At 36.1% G+C, this 17,717-nt stretch carries 12 protein-coding genes; 8 read left to right on the top strand and 4 right to left on the bottom strand.

Annotated features, from left to right (window positions below; genetic code table 11):
• Positions 1–53 precede the first annotated feature (53 nt).
• Positions 54–2,660 (bottom strand): DNA mismatch repair protein MutS, encoded by a 2,607-nt coding sequence (mutS, locus tag DOS84_RS09240; RefSeq protein ID WP_165830419.1) that lies wholly within the window; start codon positions 2,658–2,660, stop codon positions 54–56.
• A 153-nt stretch (positions 2,661–2,813) separates the two neighbouring features.
• Here mutS and DOS84_RS09235 point away from each other — a divergent pair, with 153 nt between their 5' ends.
• The 4 genes from DOS84_RS09235 to DOS84_RS09220 all read left to right on the top strand — a co-directional run bounded on the left by DOS84_RS09235 (position 2,814) and on the right by DOS84_RS09220 (position 8,452).
• Positions 2,814–3,278, top strand: a complete 465-nt coding sequence (locus DOS84_RS09235) for a DUF1573 domain-containing protein (protein ID WP_111410010.1) — start codon at positions 2,814–2,816, stop codon at positions 3,276–3,278.
• A 73-nt stretch (positions 3,279–3,351) separates the two neighbouring features.
• A complete protein-coding gene (locus tag DOS84_RS09230) occupies positions 3,352–3,882 on the top strand; it encodes an RNA methyltransferase (protein WP_111409839.1) in 531 nt (176 codons plus the stop codon).
• Between the two features lie 85 nt (positions 3,883–3,967).
• Positions 3,968–6,124 carry a T9SS type B sorting domain-containing protein gene (locus DOS84_RS09225; RefSeq protein WP_111409838.1) on the top strand — a complete coding sequence of 719 codons (2,157 nt, stop codon included), beginning with the start codon at positions 3,968–3,970 and terminating at the stop codon, positions 6,122–6,124.
• Positions 6,125–6,205: 81 nt separating this feature from the next.
• Positions 6,206–8,452 (top strand): T9SS type B sorting domain-containing protein, encoded by a 2,247-nt coding sequence (locus DOS84_RS09220; protein WP_111409837.1) that lies wholly within the window; start codon positions 6,206–6,208, stop codon positions 8,450–8,452.
• Between the two features lie 2 nt (positions 8,453–8,454).
• Here the strand turns inward: DOS84_RS09220 and folK are convergent, their stop codons facing one another.
• Positions 8,455–9,591: a 2-amino-4-hydroxy-6-hydroxymethyldihydropteridine diphosphokinase gene (folK, locus tag DOS84_RS09215; RefSeq protein ID WP_111409836.1), complete on the bottom strand. Its 1,137-nt coding sequence runs from the start codon at positions 9,589–9,591 to the stop codon at positions 8,455–8,457.
• Positions 9,592–9,717: 126 nt separating this feature from the next.
• Between folK and sppA the strand changes: the two genes are divergently transcribed.
• Together sppA and DOS84_RS09205 are read left to right on the top strand one after the other, a co-directional pair.
• The gene (gene sppA, locus DOS84_RS09210) at positions 9,718–11,475 is read left to right on the top strand and encodes a signal peptide peptidase SppA (RefSeq protein ID WP_111409835.1); all 1,758 of its coding nucleotides are present in this window, start codon (positions 9,718–9,720) and stop codon (positions 11,473–11,475) included.
• A gap of 215 nt (positions 11,476–11,690) precedes the next feature.
• A complete protein-coding gene (locus DOS84_RS09205; protein WP_111409834.1) occupies positions 11,691–14,312 on the top strand; it encodes an AsmA family protein in 2,622 nt (873 codons plus the stop codon).
• A 127-nt stretch (positions 14,313–14,439) separates the two neighbouring features.
• On the opposite strand, the gene DOS84_RS09200 is transcribed toward DOS84_RS09205, so the two are convergent.
• Positions 14,440–15,234 carry a DUF2797 domain-containing protein gene (locus DOS84_RS09200; RefSeq protein WP_111409833.1) on the bottom strand — a complete coding sequence of 265 codons (795 nt, stop codon included), beginning with the start codon at positions 15,232–15,234 and terminating at the stop codon, positions 14,440–14,442.
• 182 nt (positions 15,235–15,416) lie between these two features.
• Here DOS84_RS09200 and DOS84_RS09195 point away from each other — a divergent pair, with 182 nt between their 5' ends.
• Together DOS84_RS09195 and DOS84_RS19080 are read left to right on the top strand one after the other, a co-directional pair.
• On the top strand, positions 15,417–16,931 hold the full coding sequence (locus DOS84_RS09195) for a GH3 auxin-responsive promoter family protein (RefSeq protein ID WP_111409832.1): 1,515 nt from the start codon (positions 15,417–15,419) through the stop codon (positions 16,929–16,931).
• A gap of 6 nt (positions 16,932–16,937) precedes the next feature.
• On the top strand, positions 16,938–17,078 hold the full coding sequence (locus DOS84_RS19080; RefSeq protein ID WP_165830418.1) for a hypothetical protein: 141 nt from the start codon (positions 16,938–16,940) through the stop codon (positions 17,076–17,078).
• A 103-nt stretch (positions 17,079–17,181) separates the two neighbouring features.
• On the opposite strand, the gene DOS84_RS09190 is transcribed toward DOS84_RS19080, so the two are convergent.
• A complete protein-coding gene (locus DOS84_RS09190; RefSeq protein ID WP_111410009.1) occupies positions 17,182–17,712 on the bottom strand; it encodes an SRPBCC family protein in 531 nt (176 codons plus the stop codon).
• Positions 17,713–17,717 lie beyond the last annotated feature (5 nt).

Below are 17,717 nucleotides of genomic sequence, written 5' to 3'. Positions count from 1 at the left end.
AAAAACAAAGATAAAATTTAACGTTCTGACAACGATAACTTTAAATCTAAAAACTATTTCCTAGATAACATTCTTTTAATCTCATTTAGTTTCATTAACGCTTCTACAGGAGTAATGGCATTTATATCCAAATTAACGATTTCTTCCTTAATTTCTTCCAACAACGGATCATCTAGATTAAAGAAACTCATTTGCATTTCTTCATTCGCAGATTTTATTCCATTCAAAGCATCGCTCGAATGGTTTTTTTCCAATTTCTTTAACATTTTTTGAGCTCTTGAAATCACCAAATGTGGCATACCCGCCATTTTCGCCACATGAATTCCAAAACTGTGCGCACTTCCTCCCTTCACTAATTTTCGAATAAAAAGTACCGTATCCTTTAACTCTTTTACTGAAACATTATAATTCTGAATTCGAGGCATTGTCTCACTCATTTCATTCAATTCATGATAATGCGTTGCAAACAATGTTTTAGGCCTTGATGGATGCTCGTGCAAAAACTCGGCAATAGCCCAAGCGATTGAAATTCCGTCATAGGTACTCGTTCCTCTTCCAATCTCATCCAACAACACTAAACTTCTGTCTGATATATTATTCAAAATAGAAGCAGTTTCATTCATTTCGACCATAAAAGTAGATTCTCCCATCGAAATATTATCCGAAGCCCCTACTCTGGTGAATATCTTATCCACAATTCCCATCCTGACACTTTCGGCAGGTACAAAACTCCCCATTTGGGCGAGCAATACAATCAGGGCCGTCTGTCGCAATATAGCCGACTTACCCGACATATTGGGTCCGGTAATCATAATCAATTGCTGCATTTCTCTATCCAAAAAAACATCATTGGAAATATATGGGACTCCGACAGGCAATTGTTTTTCAATTACGGGATGTCTTCCATCTTTAATTTCCAGTTCAAATGTGTCATCAATTTCTGGACAAACATATTTATTTTCTATTGCCAATTGTGTAAAACAACACAAACAATCCAGTTGTGCCACAAGATTGGCATTCATCTGAACCGGCTTGATATAAGTAGCCACCCAACTCACTAATTGCTCAAATAAATCGCTTTCAATTTTCTGGATTTTCTCTTCTGCCCCTAAAATTTTAGTCTCATACTCTTTCAGCTCTTCAGTAATGTAACGTTCCGCGTTTACGAGTGTTTGCTTTCTGATCCACTCTGCAGGAACTTTATCTTTGTGTGTATTTCTAACTTCAATATAATAACCAAAGACATTATTGAACGATATTTTCAATGATGAAATCCCTGTACGTTCCGATTCTCTTTTTTCGATTCCTTCCAGAAACTGTTTTCCTGAAGTGGATATCGCCCGTAAATCATCCAATTCCGGATTAATTCCTTTCGCAATCGCGTTCCCCTTGGCGATCGCCACGGGTGCATCCTGATTTAAGGTAATTTGTATTTTTTCACGTAATAAATCGCAGCTATGCAAACTATCACCAATTACTTTTACAGCTTCTTGCGGACTCGACAAAGCCAATGTTTTGATTGGTATAATAGCATCCAAAGATTCTTTCAAATACACCACTTCACGAGGAGAAACTTTACCTGTGGCAATTTTGGAAATCAAACGCTCCAAATCCGAAATCTGCTTGATTTGATTTTGGATATTTCTTAAAACATCCTGATTTTCTTTTAAATAAGAAACCACTTGATGACGGCTTTTTATTTTATTACCATCCTTTAAAGGCAAAGCCAACCAGCGTTTCAACAAACGACCACCCATTGGCGAAAGTGTTTTATCAATTACATCCAATAGCGTAACAGCATTAGGATTGTAACTGTGATACAATTCCAGGTTTCGAATCGTGAATCGATCCATCCAGACATAAGCATCCTCAGCAATTCTATGGATAGCCGTAATATGCTGCACTCTATTATGTTGCGTTTCGGATAAATAATAAAGAATGGCACCAGACGCAATAATTCCTTCTCTCAATTCTTCAATCCCAAAACCTTTTAAAGAAACAGTTTGAAAATGCTTGGTTAAGGTTTCAATAGCGTAATCTTCCTTGAAAATCCAATCTTCCAGATAGAAATTATGAAAATCCTCACCGAAAATTTCGCGAAATTCACTTTTATTATTTTTAGGAACCAAAACCTCGCTGGGATTGAAATTCTGAAGCAATTTATCAATGTATTCGGCATTTCCTTGGGCTGTTAGGAACTCTCCAGTAGAAACATCCAAAAAAGAAACACCAATCATTTTATTGGCAAAATAAACTGCCGCAAGAAAATTATTCGTTTTAGAATGCAAGACCTCATCATTCATGGAAACTCCAGGCGTTACAAGCTCTGTAACCCCTCGTTTAACTATAGTTTTGGTCATTTTTGGATCTTCCAATTGATCACAAATAGCCACTCGAAGTCCCGCTTTGACTAATTTAGGTAAGTAGGTATTGATAGAATGATGCGGAAAACCAGCCAACGCAGTCTCAGTTTCGGAGCCAGCACCTCTCTTTGTTAATGTAATTCCCAGAATTTTTGAAGCCCGAACGGCATCTTCTCCGAAAGTTTCATAAAAATCCCCAACACGAAACAACAAGCAAGCATCAGGATACTTCCTTTTGATTTCATTGTACTGTTTCATTAATGGAGTCTCTTTAACTATCTTATCTTTTGCTGCCAAAATTGTTATATTTGAATGAATAAAAAACTCAGCGAATTTATAATTTTATACTGCAAAAAACTAAGGCGAAAAAAAATTAAATTAGTTTTAAGAAAAATTTACAATACAATTTTGTTAATTTGTTTAAATTTGTCAATCAAATCTAAAAAGACTATGAAAAAAATACTTCTATTAGCGATGCTAACTATTTTGGGAACAACTGTTTCTAACGCTCAAGAGACTTCTAAAAAAGCTAAAAAAGCAAAAACAACTGCAGTTGCCGCATTACCAAAAGTAGATGGTGCAGGTATGGTTTTTGAAAATGAAACTATTGATTATGGAACTGTAGCTCACAATGCTGATGGTAACCGTCAATTTGTTTTCACAAATAATGGTAACAAACCATTAATTATCACAAATACTCAAGGATCTTGTGGATGTACTGTTCCAACTACTCCAAAAGAACCAATTGCTCCAGGAGCAAAAGGAGTTATTGGAGTAAAATATGCTACTGACAGAGTAGGTCCATTTACAAAAACTGTGACTGTAACTTCAAATGCTGAAGGACAACCAACAAAAACCCTTACTATTAAAGGAACTGTTTTACCAGACGCCGCACCTGCTGCTGCAAAAAGCTAACAATACTTTTATCAAATAAAAAAAGGCTTCCTGATTTTTAGGAAGCTTTTTTTATAAAAATAATTACCCAAAAATGAGAAAACTTGAAAACAGCGAACTTGAGAGAAAATCAATTGACGATTTTAAAAAATCCGAAAAAACACCTTTGATTTTAGTTTTAGATGACATTCGTAGTTTACACAACATAGGATCGGTTTTCAGAACGGCCGATGCTTTTTTGATCGAAAAAATAATCTTGTGTGGTATCACTGCTACTCCTCCAAATAAGGAAATTCACAAAACAGCTCTTGGCGCAACAGAAACTGTTACTTGGGAGCATCATGAAAACGTACTGGAAGTAATTACAAATTTAAAAGAAGAAAACATCATCACCCTTGCCATTGAGCAAGTGGAAAGCTCTGTTTTTCTTCAAGATTTTAAAGTAGATAAAAACCAAAAATATGCTTTAATCTTCGGAAATGAAGTTTACGGTGTAGCACAGGAAGCTGTAGCTTTATGCGACAGATGTATTGAAATTCCGCAATTGGGAACAAAACATTCTTTGAACATTTCAGTTAGTGCTGGGATAGTCGTTTGGGATTTATTCAAACAATTTAACAATTAAAAGCCAATTTGTAATTACTCTTTTTTTATCTAATAAACTTCTAAACAAACTTTTGCATTTTGATTTAAAAGCCTATTTTTATAAAATGAAAATTAGACTCCACATCAACATACTACTATTTTTTGCATTTTCAATTTCCAATTTTGGCTATGCTAATATCATATCTAATCCTCCTAAAAAAGGATTAACAAAACCAAGCAAAGCATCTCATTCTTTTGCCAATGTAGCTCCAACACTGAAAGCGGATGGGGATCAAACCTATTGCCCTTTAACCAACGTCAATATTGCAACCAACATTACTATAACTGACCCTGATGACACTGGCACAGATGCCATTTACATACAGATTTCATCAGGTTATGTCAAGGGAGAAGACCTGTTATCTCTTAATAACGCTTTATCCCACACCTCAATTATAAGCAGCTGGAACTCTAATGAAGGGAAATTAACATTAAAAAGTCCCACAGGAGCACAAGTAACCTATACCGATTTTGAAAGCGCCATAAAAGACGTTCAATTTAGCAATTCTTCGGCCACACCCTCAGGGATAAGAAAATTTTCAATCAGTATAGGACAGGCCAATTATTTACCACGTAACGGTCATTATTATGAATACGTGCCTAACTTAGGAATTACCTGGACCGATGCCAAAACCGCAGCTGACATCAGAACCTATTACGGTCTTAAGGGCTATTTGGCTACGCTTACCGCCGCAGACGAAGCGCAATTAGCAGGAAAACAAGCGCCGGGAGCAGGATGGATTGGAGGAAGTGATGCAGAAACTGAAAACGTTTGGAAATGGGTAACTGGACCTGAGGCGGGCACTATTTTTTGGAATGGCCTTTCCAGTGGATCAAGTCCCAATTTTGCTTTCTGGAACTCAGGAGAACCTAATCAAGCTGGAGATGAAGATTATGCCCATATCACAGCACCAGGAGTTGGAATAGCCGGTTCTTGGAATGATTTAGCTAATGCCGGAAGTCCAAGTGGTGACTACCAGCCTAAAGGATACATTGTGGAATATGGAGGAACTCCCGGAGATCCCGTTTTACAACTTTCGGCCAGTACTACTTTGACTATCGCATCTATAACAAGTACCAAACCAGCATCCAGATGCGATGCAGGAACTGTTACTCTACAAGCTACCGCTACAACAGGAACTATTAATTGGTATGATGCTGTAACTGGTGGTAGTTTTATGGGAACCGGTACCAGCTTTATCACGCCGAATATAAATGCAACAACCGTTTATTATGTTGAAACAGCAACCGCTAGTTGTTCTAGTAGCAGAACTGCTGTCGAAGCGAAAATAATCACCACCCCTACTCTCACAATCACAGATACAAACTCTCCCGTAACCAATTGCGGACCTGGACTATTTACATTGACAGCGACGCCCTCTATTGGAACCATAAATTGGTATTCTCAAATTGGCGGAACTGTTGTAGGCACAGGATTGTCCTACACCACACCTCATATTCCTTCAAATACAACTTATTACGCTGAAGCAATAAACGGCGGTTGCACAAACAACAATAAAATTCCTGTTGACTTAATTGTTTACCCATTACCGGCAGTTACTGATGAAACTGTAAAAAAATGTAATCTCAGCACAGTTACCTTAGATGCGGCAATTCCCAATATGAGCTATTTATGGTCAACAAATGAAACTACGCAAACAATTGACGTTTCAACAACAGGAATTTACACAGTGGATGTAACTAGTCTTACGCCTGAAAGTTGTACTAAAAGAAAAACAATTACCGTAGCTGAGGACAATAAACCTGAAATAAAAGAGGTGAAAGTCGACGAAACAACCGTTACAATAGAACTAGCAAAAACGGAAGATTATTTTGAATTCTCAATTGACGGATATAACTACCAAAATTCCAATATTTTCACTAATGCACCCAGTGGATTACAAACCGCTTATGTTCGCGATATCAACAAATGCAATACTGACAGTGAACCTTTCATCGTCATTATTGTCCCAAAATATTTCACTCCAAACAATGATGGATTCAATGATGTTTGGGAAATAAAAGGATTAATAAACTATCCATTGGCCGAAGTTTCCCTTTTTGACCGTTATGGAAAATTAATAACCCAACTCAATCATTCCAATCACAGTTGGGATGGCAATTTCAACAAAAAACCTTTACCCGCAACTGACTATTGGTACCTGTTAAAATTGGACCCTAATAGCCCCGAATTGAAAGGACATTTCTCTTTAAAGAGATAAGTTCTTGATTTTAAATTCATTGTAAATATTCATTTTAGACAAGTTCACTTTTATTTTAAAAAAAATGAATACTTTTATAAAATGACAAGAAAAATTATTTTTTTTATACTAATACCATTGCTTACTGTTTTTTCAAAAACAAGCTATGCAAATGATATATGTCAAAGAAAAAATGATAGCATTCTAAAAAAAGAAAATACACTTACCACTTTCAACACCAATAAAAATAAAACATTAGACAATATTCCTCCTTTCCTAAAAGCTACTGGAAATCAAATTTATTGTCCACAAACCAGTATTCCTATCGTAACTGACATGAATATTACCGACCCTGACAACACTAACACCCAATCTATTTACATTCAAATTTCTGTTGGATATAATAACAAACAAGATTTGTTAACTCTTTCAGGAAATCATCCTTCGATTGCTGCAAATTGGGATCCCAATGCGGGTAAACTAAAACTATCGGCACCCGTAAATGGAATTTTGACATCATACACTGAATTTATTACGGCAATAAAAGATGTAGTTTACACCAACTCTTCCAAAAAGCCAACCGGAAACAGAACGTTTTCAATAAGTATAGACAAAGCGAATTATTTACCAACCAATCAACATTTTTATGAGTATTTTGAATCACCGGGAATCACTTGGGGAGATGCCAGAACAGCCGCAGAAACAAAAACTTACTTTGGTTTAAAAGGATATTTAGCTACTATCTTATCTGCCGAAGAGCAACAAATAATAGGCGAACAATTACCCGGAACTGGCTGGATTGGCGGATCTGATTATAAAGTAGAAGGAGAATGGAGATGGTTAACAGGTCCAGAAAACGGCACTTTATTCTGGAGTAATCTAGAAGTAGGACCCGGTGGCGTTAAATATTCCAATATTTTCGGACCTGGTTATACTCCAAATTTTGCCTATTGGAATAGAAAAAATGGCACCAATAACGAACCCGATAATGGTACAGGTCTAGAACATTTCGCTCATATTTTAGATAAAGATTCAAGTCTCGGCCTAAAGGGCTCTTGGATTGACTTAACCTATAACGGAACAACAACGTGGTCGATGAAATCAAGAGGCTATATTGTAGAGTATGGAGGCATGCCTTCGGATCCAGAACTTCAAATTGCGACAAGTACGACATTGACCATTCCTCAAATAACAAAAACTACAACTGCTTCTAGATGTGATATAGGCGAAGTAACTTTAGAAGCCAGTGCTAATTTAGGTGAAGTTAAATGGTATGAAAATGAAACTGACGGAATTCCAATTGCTTCTGGAAATCAATTCACCACGCCAAAATTATCAAGCACAACTACTTATTACATAGAAACCGCTTATGCCTTCTGCGCAAAAACATCTGAACGTACTCCAATAACGGCAACTATATATACAATTCCAGTCATTACAACACCACAAACCACATTTACAACCTGCGGGCCAGGCGATGCAACTTTATCAGTGCTTTCGAGTGAAGGAGAAACCTATTGGTATGAAGGACCCACGAATAACAGTCTCGTTGGAATCGGACCTAGTTTCACCAGAAATTTTTCAAAAAATACCGATTATTATGTTGAAGCCGTTAGTAATGGTTGCAGTAATGGTAGTCGAATAAAAATCAACGTAATTGTATATGACTTACCAAAAGTTGAAGACGAAGAAATTCTTTGGTGCACCAAAAATAAAATAACACTAGATGCGACTTTAAACGGAATCACTTACTTATGGTCAACCGGTGAAAATACTAAAACAATAATTCCAAACAATCCTGGTGTATTTACCGTAAAAATCAAAACTCCCGAACCCGAAAGCTGTACCGTTACAAAAACCATTACGGTTTTTCAGCACCCAATCCCTGAAATTATTGACCCAATTAAAGCAGATGAATCACAGGTAACTATTCGTTTGAAAAATCCACAAAATTATTTTGAATACTCTATAGACAGAATCAATTATCAAAGTTCCAATGTATTTACAAATGTTCCAAGCGGATACCAAACTGCTTACGTAAGGGAAATAAACTCATGTGAAAATCCAATTACAAAAAACTTTATTGTACTAATCGCACCCAAATACTTCACTCCAAACAATGACGGATTTAATGATGTCTGGGAAGTAAAAGGATTGCTCAATTACCCATTAGCGGAGATAACAATTTTTGACCGTTACGGAAAAATAATTACGCTACTTAATAATTTAAATCGCAGTTGGGACGGCACCTTCAACAAAAATATTTTGCCTGCAACCGATTATTGGTATATATTAAAATTAGATCCGAATAGTCCAGAATTGAAAGGACATTTCTCTTTGAAAAGATAATGTCACAGATTACTTTTCTCTTGGATAGAATTTAAAATAAAAAGATAATCCTCCTGATTATTTACAAAGTCTCGATCAGAAACATCGATGATCAAAACATTCAAATCGGTTTGGGTCTTGATATACTCCAAGTATCCTTTATTTATTTTTTCCAAATAGTCTGCTGTGATATCTTGTTCGTAGCTTCTACCTCGAGTTTTTATGTTTTGCAACAATCGATTTGTATTTTGATATAGATAAATATACAAATCAGGCTTTGGCATTTCTTTATAAATGATATCAAATAATGTACGATACAACCTGAACTCGTCTTCTTCTAAAGTAATTTTAGAAAATAACAACGATTTAAAAATATGATAATCGGCAATGATAAAATCCTTAAACAAATCAAATTGTGACAAATCATCCGACAACTGTTGGTACCTGTCCGCCAGGAAAGACATTTCAAGTGAAAAGGCATAACGGCTTTGATCCTCGTAAAATTTAGGCAAAAATGGATTATCGGCAAAACGCTCCAAAACGGTTTTAGCATTAAAATCTTCTGCCATTTTTAGTGCCAAAGTCGATTTTCCCGCACCAATATTACCTTCAATTGCAATGTAGTTATATTGATTCAATATTATTTTATCCAAAGGACTTTGCAATTTTTGAACTACTTCACAAATACTGTCATCTGGCGTAATCTGAATTAACTCTGAAATTGTTTTTTTCAGAACGGGATGCATCCAATCCACATTCAAATCCTGAAAAGGCAACAAAACAAATTTTCGGTTTTGCATTAACGGATGTGGAATTTGAAGATGATCCAAATCTAGGATTTCATCATCAAAAGCAATCAAATCAATATCAATTATTCTGGATTGATAACCCGCATTCTCCTTGCGAATACGACCCAACTTTTTTTCTACTTCCAAAACCAGCTCCAAGATTTTCTGTGCAGAATAAGTGGTATGCAAAACCAAGGCACAATTATAAAACGCCTCACTTTCAAAACCCCAAGAAGGCGTTTCATATAATTTTGAAACTTTTATAATAGTACCGATTTCCTCATGAATCAATGCAAGACACAATTCAATGTTTTTCAAACGATTGCCTTGATTACTTCCTAGAGATAAAATAACTTGATGCTGTAATTCCATATTAGGCACAAATTAAGTAAAAGAATTTTAGAATAGCAGTATATTTGCCCAGAGTGTTTCAATTTATTTTCAGCATTAACTGTAACAAATATGCACTTTTTGCAACTTATTAGAAAAATATAATATATGAGATTTTTAGGAAATGTGATGGCTACCATTATTGGTATTTTTATTTTTTTTATGTTGTTTTTCTTTGGGATAGTACTCATAGGAGCATTATTTGGAGGAGAGTCAGAAGGTGTCGAGATCAAAAAAAATTCAGTTATAGAATTAGACCTGAAGAATATTTCCAATGATTATGCCGGTAAATACAAAGACCCATGGATGGATGTCTTTTCTGAGAAAAAAAACATTGGACTTACCGATATCGTTAATGCCATAGCTGTTGCAAAAACAGACAGTGATATTAAAGGAATATCTATTTTGAATCAAGATTCTGAACTTGGATTAGCCCAAAGCAAAGAATTGAGAGAAGCATTGAATGATTTCAAAAAATCAGGAAAATTTGTTATGGCCTACGCCAATAATTATACACAGAGAGATTATTACCTGAACTCAGTTGCTAACACTATTTATTTGAATCCTGCCGGAGACCTTGATTTTAAAGGATTATCTACCGAAATAATGTTCTTTAAAGATTTCCAGGAAAAATCAGGTGTTAAAATGGAAGTGATTCGTCACGGAAAATACAAAAGTGCAGTTGAACCTTTTCTTGAAAACAAAATGAGTGATGCCAATAGAGAGCAAACCACTGCTTTGCTAAACTCTGTTTGGAGCTCCGTTCTTGCTGATATTTCGGAAAGTCGCCATATATCCACTTCTAGATTGAATGAAATCGCAACTGGTTTATTGGCTCGTACCCCAGAAATGGCCAAAGCAAATAAACTTATTGACATTGTCGCTTACGAAGATGTGTACCATGATGCCATCAAAAAAGCGATGAAAGTTGCAGGTGATGAAGATTACAACAAAGTATCGATAACCGATTATGCACAAAAAGTAGCGACAACATCGATAATTTCAGACTCAGACAATCAAATTGCCGTAATTTATGCGCAAGGTGAAATTCAAAGCGGTGAAGGAGATGTCAATGTGATCGGCGAAGTTTCTATGCGTCGTTCGCTGCAGGAGGCCCGAAAAAACAAAGACATAAAAGCCATTGTGCTTCGCGTTGACAGTCCTGGAGGAAGTGCCTTAACATCTGATTTAATCTGGAGAGAAATTGAACTAACCAAAAAAATAAAACCAGTTGTTGTATCTATGGGAAATTATGCCGCTTCTGGAGGATATTATATTGCCTGTAACGCAAATACCATTTTTGCAGAAAGAAACACAATAACAGGTTCAATTGGAGTTTTTGGAGTTTTACCAAACCTTAGTCAGTTAACCACAAAAATTGGAATCAATACGGAACAAGTAATGACCAATGAAAATGCTAATTACAGTCCATTTGTTCCTTTGAACGAAAAATTCAAAGCAGTAACCCTAGAAGGCATAGAGAAAGTATATAAAACATTTGTAACACATGTTGCCGAAGGACGAAAAATGACATTTGCACAAGTAGATTCTATAGCTCAAGGTCGCGTATGGACGGGTACTGAGGCCAAAAGAATTGGTTTGGTGGACAAGATTGGAAATTTAAACGATGCCTTAAAAGAAGCTGCAACATTAGCCAAAATTAAAGATTACTCTACCCAAAACTTTCCGGTTTACGAAAAAGATTTTAGCGATATCTTTTCCAAATTCCCCTTTGCAAAATCAAAAGAAGATTTAATCAAAGGAGAATTAGGAGAAGAAAATTATTTTATTTTGCAGCAAATTAAAAAAATTCAAATGCAAAAAGGAATCCAAGCCCGAATGCCTTTTGAAATTTCAATTCACTAATTTATTTTCAATTATTATAAACCCTTTCAGATTAAAAAACTGAAAGGGTTTCTTTTTATCAAATCTTCATAATTTCAAAATCATAAAATAAGATTAAAGAATGGCGATACTATATTCAATTAAAAAAACAAATATTAACTTCGTATGATAAATTTATAAGCAAAAACATCATAAACCCTTATTTTTGTATAAACAACCCAAATTATTCAACCTATATGCTAAAGAAAATTTTAAAAATCGTTGGAATTACATTGGTACTGCTAGTCGTTTCCTTATTTGCTATTCCGTATTTCTTTAAAGATCAAATAAAAGCTAAAATCACGGAGGCTATCAACGAAAAAGTAGATGCTAAAGTTTCCTTTTCTGACGCTGATTTGAATTTATTCAAAAATTTCCCAAAAGCTACTGTTACTTTAGATAAATTATTGATTATAAACAAAGCCCCTTTTGAAGGCGATACTTTGGTTTCATTGGGTGAATTGAACCTGAAGATGTCCATTAAAGAATTATTCAAGGGCAAGGAAGAGGCCATGCAAATTGAAGGGATCAATTCCAAAAATGGTTTCATCAACATCATATTCAACAAGGACGGAATAGGGAATTTTGACATTGCCTTGAAAGAAAACAAGGCAAAAGAAGAAGGCAAAAGCGAACCCATGTCATTAAAAATCCAGAAATATCAAATCGAGAATTTCAAGTTTCAATACTTTGACGAAGCTTCGCAAATGAGAATGGTCATTGACAGTTTGAACCACGAAGGAACTGGAGATTTCAGCAACTCAAAATTGGATTTGGACACCAAGTCAACAGCCAAAGTATCATTTGACATGGGCAAAATCAATTATATGAAAAATGTTGCTTTGTCACTGGATGCGGTTCTTGGAATTGATTTGGAGAAGAGCAAATACACTTTTAAGCAAAACAAAGCTTTAATCAATCAATTGCCATTAGAGTTTGACGGTTTTATACAATTGGTCGATGCGGGACAAGTATATGATTTGAAATTCAAAACGCCGACTTCCTCATTCAAGAACTTCTTGGGGTTGATTCCGGCTGTATATTCTTCCAGTTTGGAAGGCGTAAAAACGACCGGGGATTTTACAGTTAGCGGTTTTGCTAAAGGAATGCTTACAGACACCACCATTCCAAAATTCAACATTGCCATTGCGTCCAACAACGGTTCGTTCCAATATCCGAGTTTGCCAAAATCGGTTCAAAGTATTGTAATCGATACCAAAATTGTAAACGAAACCGGACTGATGAACGATACGTATGTTAATCTCGACAAGCTCTCATTCCGAATAGACCAAGATGTTTTCAATGCCAAAGCCAACATCAAAAACATCAGTACCAATGCATTGGTTGATGCAGCTTTGAAAGGAACCATCAACTTGGCCAGTCTTTCGAAAGCATACCCAATCAAACTTGACAAACCGCTTACTGGAATTTTGAAAGCAGATGTGACCACCAAATTCGATATGGCTTCGGTAGAGAAAAGTCAGTACCAAAACATAAATAACGCCGGAACCATCGGTTTGACTGGATTTAATTATGCAGATGCCAATGGCAAAAACATGACTATCAGTAATGCTTTGGTGCAATTCAACCCAAGCCAAGTGCATTTGAAACAATTCAATGCCAAAACAGGGAAAAGTGATCTTAGCGTAACAGGAGTTTTGGATAATTTTTACGGTTTCATGTTCAGAAAACAGGAGTTGAAAGGAAATTTCAACATGACTTCTAACCAACTTGCTGTTAGTGATTTTATGACAACCAGCACTGCTCCTGCAGCTACAGGAACAACTGAAACAACAACTGCAAAAACAAAGAAATCAGAACCATTGAAAATCCCTGCTTTCTTAAATTGTACGCTTACCGCAAAAGCCAATACGGTTTTGTATGACAACTTAACGCTGAAAGATGTTTCGGGGAAAATGATTGTCAAAGACGAGAAAGTAACTTTGGAAAATGTAAAAACATCCATTTTTGGCGGAAACATTGGTGCCAGTGGATCGGTTTCCACAAAAGGAAAAACACCGTTATTTGACATGAATCTTAATTTAAACCAAGTCGATATTCAACAAAGTTTCACCCAACTGGATATGTTGAAAAAAATAGCTCCAATTGCAGGCATTGTAAATGGAAAAATAAACACCACTATCAAATTGAATGGAAATCTAGATGCTACTGAAATGACCCCGGATTTGAAAACAATCACAGGCGATTTAATTGGGCAATTGCTTTCCACTACCGTAAGCGCCAATAACTCGACCTTGTTAAAAGCCTTGGGCTCCAATCTGAAATTTATCGACTTGAACAAAGTCAACCTCAATGATATTAAAGCCGCTCTTACCTTTAAAGACGGAAAAGTAAACGTAAAACCGTTTAACATCAAATACCAAGACATTGAAGCGGTTGTTGGCGGAACACACGGTTTTGACCAAAGTATGGACTACAACATCAAATTTAATGTTCCTGCCAAATATCTAGGCAAGGAAGCCAATGCCTATATCTCAAAAATGTCACCGGCTGATGCTGCCAAATTTGACAATATACCAATAAATGCATTAATGACTGGCTCATTCAGCAATCCGAAAATTTCGACGGATATGAAAACGGTAATGACCAACTTAACGATGCAATTGGCCAAACAGCAATCCGATAAATTACTTAAAAAGGGAGGTTCTGCATTGGATAAATACCTAAATACTAACGCAAAACCAGGCACCGACACAACTAAAACCAGTGCCCAAAAAGAAGATATTAAACAGAAAGCTGGGGATTTAATCAATGGTTTGTTCAAAAAGAAAAAACCTGCAGAACCTGCAGCACCATAAATTGTTTAAATCAAAATAAAAGCCATCTCCAATTTTTGCACCGCCCCCAAAAAGTTAGATACTATTTGGGGGCGGTGCATATAGATGAGTTAACCCCATTGCTTTATGATGGCACGCCCAACAGCTTTTAAATCTCCAAGCGAACTACATAGCCTTCGAAACTTCGGACATTGAAAACGGTACCATCTTCAAAGATTAGGTATTGTCCTTTGATCCCCACGAGTTTCCCTTTGAAATTATGTTCTTTTTCAAGGTTTAAGCTGTTTACTTTTTTGGGGTAATTCAATACCGGGAAATGCATTTGATAAACGTCATTTTTCTCCAAATGATAAAATTCCTGCACTTCGACGGGGATTAACTTTTCGAGCTTTAATTTCTCGGCGACTAAATCCACATGAACAATGTCGTTTTGAATCATTTTGCGCCAATTGGTTTTGTCTGTATAATGGCTTTTCAGAGCCACCTCTGTAATTCCGGCCAAGTAACGATTTGGCACTTCAACAATAGATATGGCTTGGCTCGCGCCTTGATCAATCCATCGTGTGGGAATTTGGCTTTTTCGGGTCACCCCTACTTTGATTTCACTGGACAAGGCTAAATAAACAATATGGGGCTCCAACTGAACTTGTTGCTCGTATGCCAAATCACGATCTTCAATCCCAAGATGGGCGGTGCTCAACTCGGGTTTCATAATCCAATCACCCACCGCAGGGCTCGAATAGAAGCAATCATAACAGAATCCTTGACGGTATATTTTTTTCTTTTTACCGCAATTCAAACATTGATATCCCTCGAAGTTAATTTCCAACTCTTTGTTCAATACTTGATTCATGTTCAAAAAACTGTTTTCGAAAACCAAATAATATTGAATGGGATCCCCGAATTCAGTTTGCATTTTAGTGAGTACGCCTTGGTAAGTCATTTTAGATTGCAGATTTTAGATTATAGATTGCAGGAAGCAAGGCTATACTTTGAGTTAGAATATTTAACCAAATTGAAGCATTTTTTTATAAAAAAACACTATTTTTGGTACTATTGCAAAGTTAGTATTTGTGAATCTATTTTCAAATCTTTAATCAGCAATCATAAATTAAATCAAACCCCATGCCTTTATCAATTATCAATTCCATTGCTTCCTGGTTTTTAAAACAGAGAATTCACCAGATTGAACTGTTCCTCAAATATCCCAACGAGGTTCAGGAAGAATTGTTAATGAATTTAATCCGCTCCTCTGAACAAACGGTTTTTGGCAAACAATACGATTATTTATCTATAAAATCATATCAAACTTTTACTGAAAGAATTCCGATTTCGACCTACGAAGACTTAGAACCCTTAATAGAACGCACCCGAAAAGGGGAACAAAATGTGCTATGGGAAACCCCCATAAAATGGTTTGCCAAATCAAGCGGAACTACCAATGCCAAAAGTAAATTTATACCAGTAAGTAACGAAGCACTAGAAGATTGCCATTACAAAGGCAGTAAGGATTTATTGTGCCTGTATTTGAATAACAACGAAGAATCTGAAATGTTTGTGGGGAAAAGCCTTCGTTTGGGAGGAAGTTCTCAGATTTACGAAAACAACAATACTTTTTTTGGAGACTTATCGGCGATTTTGATTGAGAACATGCCTATTTGGGCCGAATTCAGCAGTACACCCAGCAGTAAGGTTTCTTTGATGAGCGAATGGGAGACGAAAATAGGCGCCATCATCAACGAAACCAAAAATGAAAATGTAACCAGCTTTGCCGGTGTTCCATCCTGGATGTTAGTCCTATTGAACAAAATTCTCGAAGAAACCGGAAAAACAAACCTAATGGAAGTTTGGCCCAACTTAGAAGTCTATTTTCATGGGGGTGTAAGTTTTGATCCCTACAGGGAACAATACCACAAAATACTGCCACACAACCAATTTAAATACTACGAAATTTACAATGCATCCGAAGGTTTCTTCGCCATTCAGGACTTGAATAATTCCAGTGATTTGTTGCTAATGTTGGATTACGGAATTTTTTATGAATTTATCCCAATGGATACTTTTGGCACTCCTGACCAAAAAGCCGTTCGATTAGCAGATGTGCAATTGTTCAAGAATTATGCTATGGTGATTACTACCAATGGCGGTTTATGGCGCTATTTAATAGGCGACACCGTTCGATTTACTTCTTTAAATCCGTATCGCATACGTATAACCGGAAGAACCAAACATCATATCAATGTTTTTGGCGAAGAATTAATGGTAGAAAATACCGATCAGGCCATAGCCAAAGCCTGCCAAATTACTGAGACCGAAGTCGTCGATTATACTGTTGCCCCAATATTCATGAAAGACAAAGAAAAAGGTGGTCATGAATGGATGATAGAATTTAAGAAAAAACCAAAAGACATCGGTGCTTTTCAAAAAGCATTGGATGAAACCCTGCAGTCTTTAAACTCCGATTACGAAGCCAAACGGTACAACAACATGACTCTTAATCCGCTAGTAATTAATGTGGCAAGAGAACGATTGTTTTATGATTGGCTCAAAGAGAGCGACAAACTGGGAGGTCAACACAAAATCCCTAGATTATCCAACAAAAGAGATTATCTCGAACAATTGAAAAAAATGCAAAACTAAGCCACTATGAAAAGAATATTCCTTCTACTAACTGTTATAATGATTACTTCCTGCAGCTCCTCCAGTCATATTTGTGGTGGTAATGGCGGAAAAACATGTGTCAAAACTACTCCTAAAACAAATATCAATAAAAATCTTAATGCATAGAAACCCATTATCATTTCTATTAAAGTCAAAATAAAAGTCACTCAAAATTTAATTTGAATGACTTTTATTTATTCCATCATCATCTTACACGACATCCCCAACATTACTTCTCGAGTATCTTTTTCAGGTTGGCCAGATTTTGGTTTTCGGCTTCAGTAATATATTTTTCACCCATAAAATTCATTAAATTCATTGGATAAGATGAATGCCCATAAAATTCGGCGGTAATTTTTGTTTGGTTCTCTGAGATTGATTTCAATATTGTACTCGCCTTAGCTTCGCCTTTCATCGGACGCTCAAAATGCAAATCGACATCGATTCTGTCTTCGGAAACGGCTGTAATTTGTTGCGATCCCGCCCCGACGTTATCATCTTTACTGTCCCAGGAAGCTTTGAATCCTACAGTTCCATCCACACCTTGATAATCCATTTTTACATTTGGATCCTTCATAACCCAAATACTATAATTCTCCTGATTCTTGACCAATTTTGCATAATCAAAAACCACTTGCTTTGGCTTGTTTATGGTTGTTGAAACCGAAACTGTATAATCATTTGGGATAAAAAGCGCTATGATTAGTAATAATACTATAAGACTAACTATTCCTAAACCAATAAGTTTTAGTATTTTCATATGTG

Source organism: Flavobacterium aquariorum, assembly GCF_003254745.1.
Taxonomy (GTDB): domain Bacteria; phylum Bacteroidota; class Bacteroidia; order Flavobacteriales; family Flavobacteriaceae; genus Flavobacterium; species Flavobacterium aquariorum.
The sequence above is the reverse complement of the archived record's forward strand: the minus strand, read 5'-3'. Positions and strand labels throughout refer to the sequence as shown.

Excerpts from the sequence above, each read along its gene's own strand:
- DOS84_RS19080 (WP_165830418.1), top strand. The coding sequence starts at position 16,938 with ATGAAAAGAATATTCCTTCTACTAACTGTTATAATGATTACTTCCTGC.
- DOS84_RS09235 (WP_111410010.1), top strand. The coding sequence starts at position 2,814 with ATGAAAAAAATACTTCTATTAGCGATGCTAACTATTTTGGGAACAACT.
- DOS84_RS09205 (WP_111409834.1), top strand. The coding sequence starts at position 11,691 with ATGCTAAAGAAAATTTTAAAAATCGTTGGAATTACATTGGTACTGCTA.
- DOS84_RS09200 (WP_111409833.1), bottom strand. The coding sequence starts at position 15,234 with ATGACTTACCAAGGCGTACTCACTAAAATGCAAACTGAATTCGGGGAT.
- sppA (WP_111409835.1), top strand. The coding sequence starts at position 9,718 with ATGAGATTTTTAGGAAATGTGATGGCTACCATTATTGGTATTTTTATT.
- DOS84_RS09195 (WP_111409832.1), top strand. The coding sequence starts at position 15,417 with ATGCCTTTATCAATTATCAATTCCATTGCTTCCTGGTTTTTAAAACAG.
- folK (WP_111409836.1), bottom strand. The coding sequence starts at position 9,591 with ATGGAATTACAGCATCAAGTTATTTTATCTCTAGGAAGTAATCAAGGC.
- DOS84_RS09230 (WP_111409839.1), top strand. The coding sequence starts at position 3,352 with ATGAGAAAACTTGAAAACAGCGAACTTGAGAGAAAATCAATTGACGAT.
- DOS84_RS09225 (WP_111409838.1), top strand. The coding sequence starts at position 3,968 with ATGAAAATTAGACTCCACATCAACATACTACTATTTTTTGCATTTTCA.
- DOS84_RS09190 (WP_111410009.1), bottom strand. The coding sequence starts at position 17,712 with ATGAAAATACTAAAACTTATTGGTTTAGGAATAGTTAGTCTTATAGTA.
- DOS84_RS09220 (WP_111409837.1), top strand. The coding sequence starts at position 6,206 with ATGACAAGAAAAATTATTTTTTTTATACTAATACCATTGCTTACTGTT.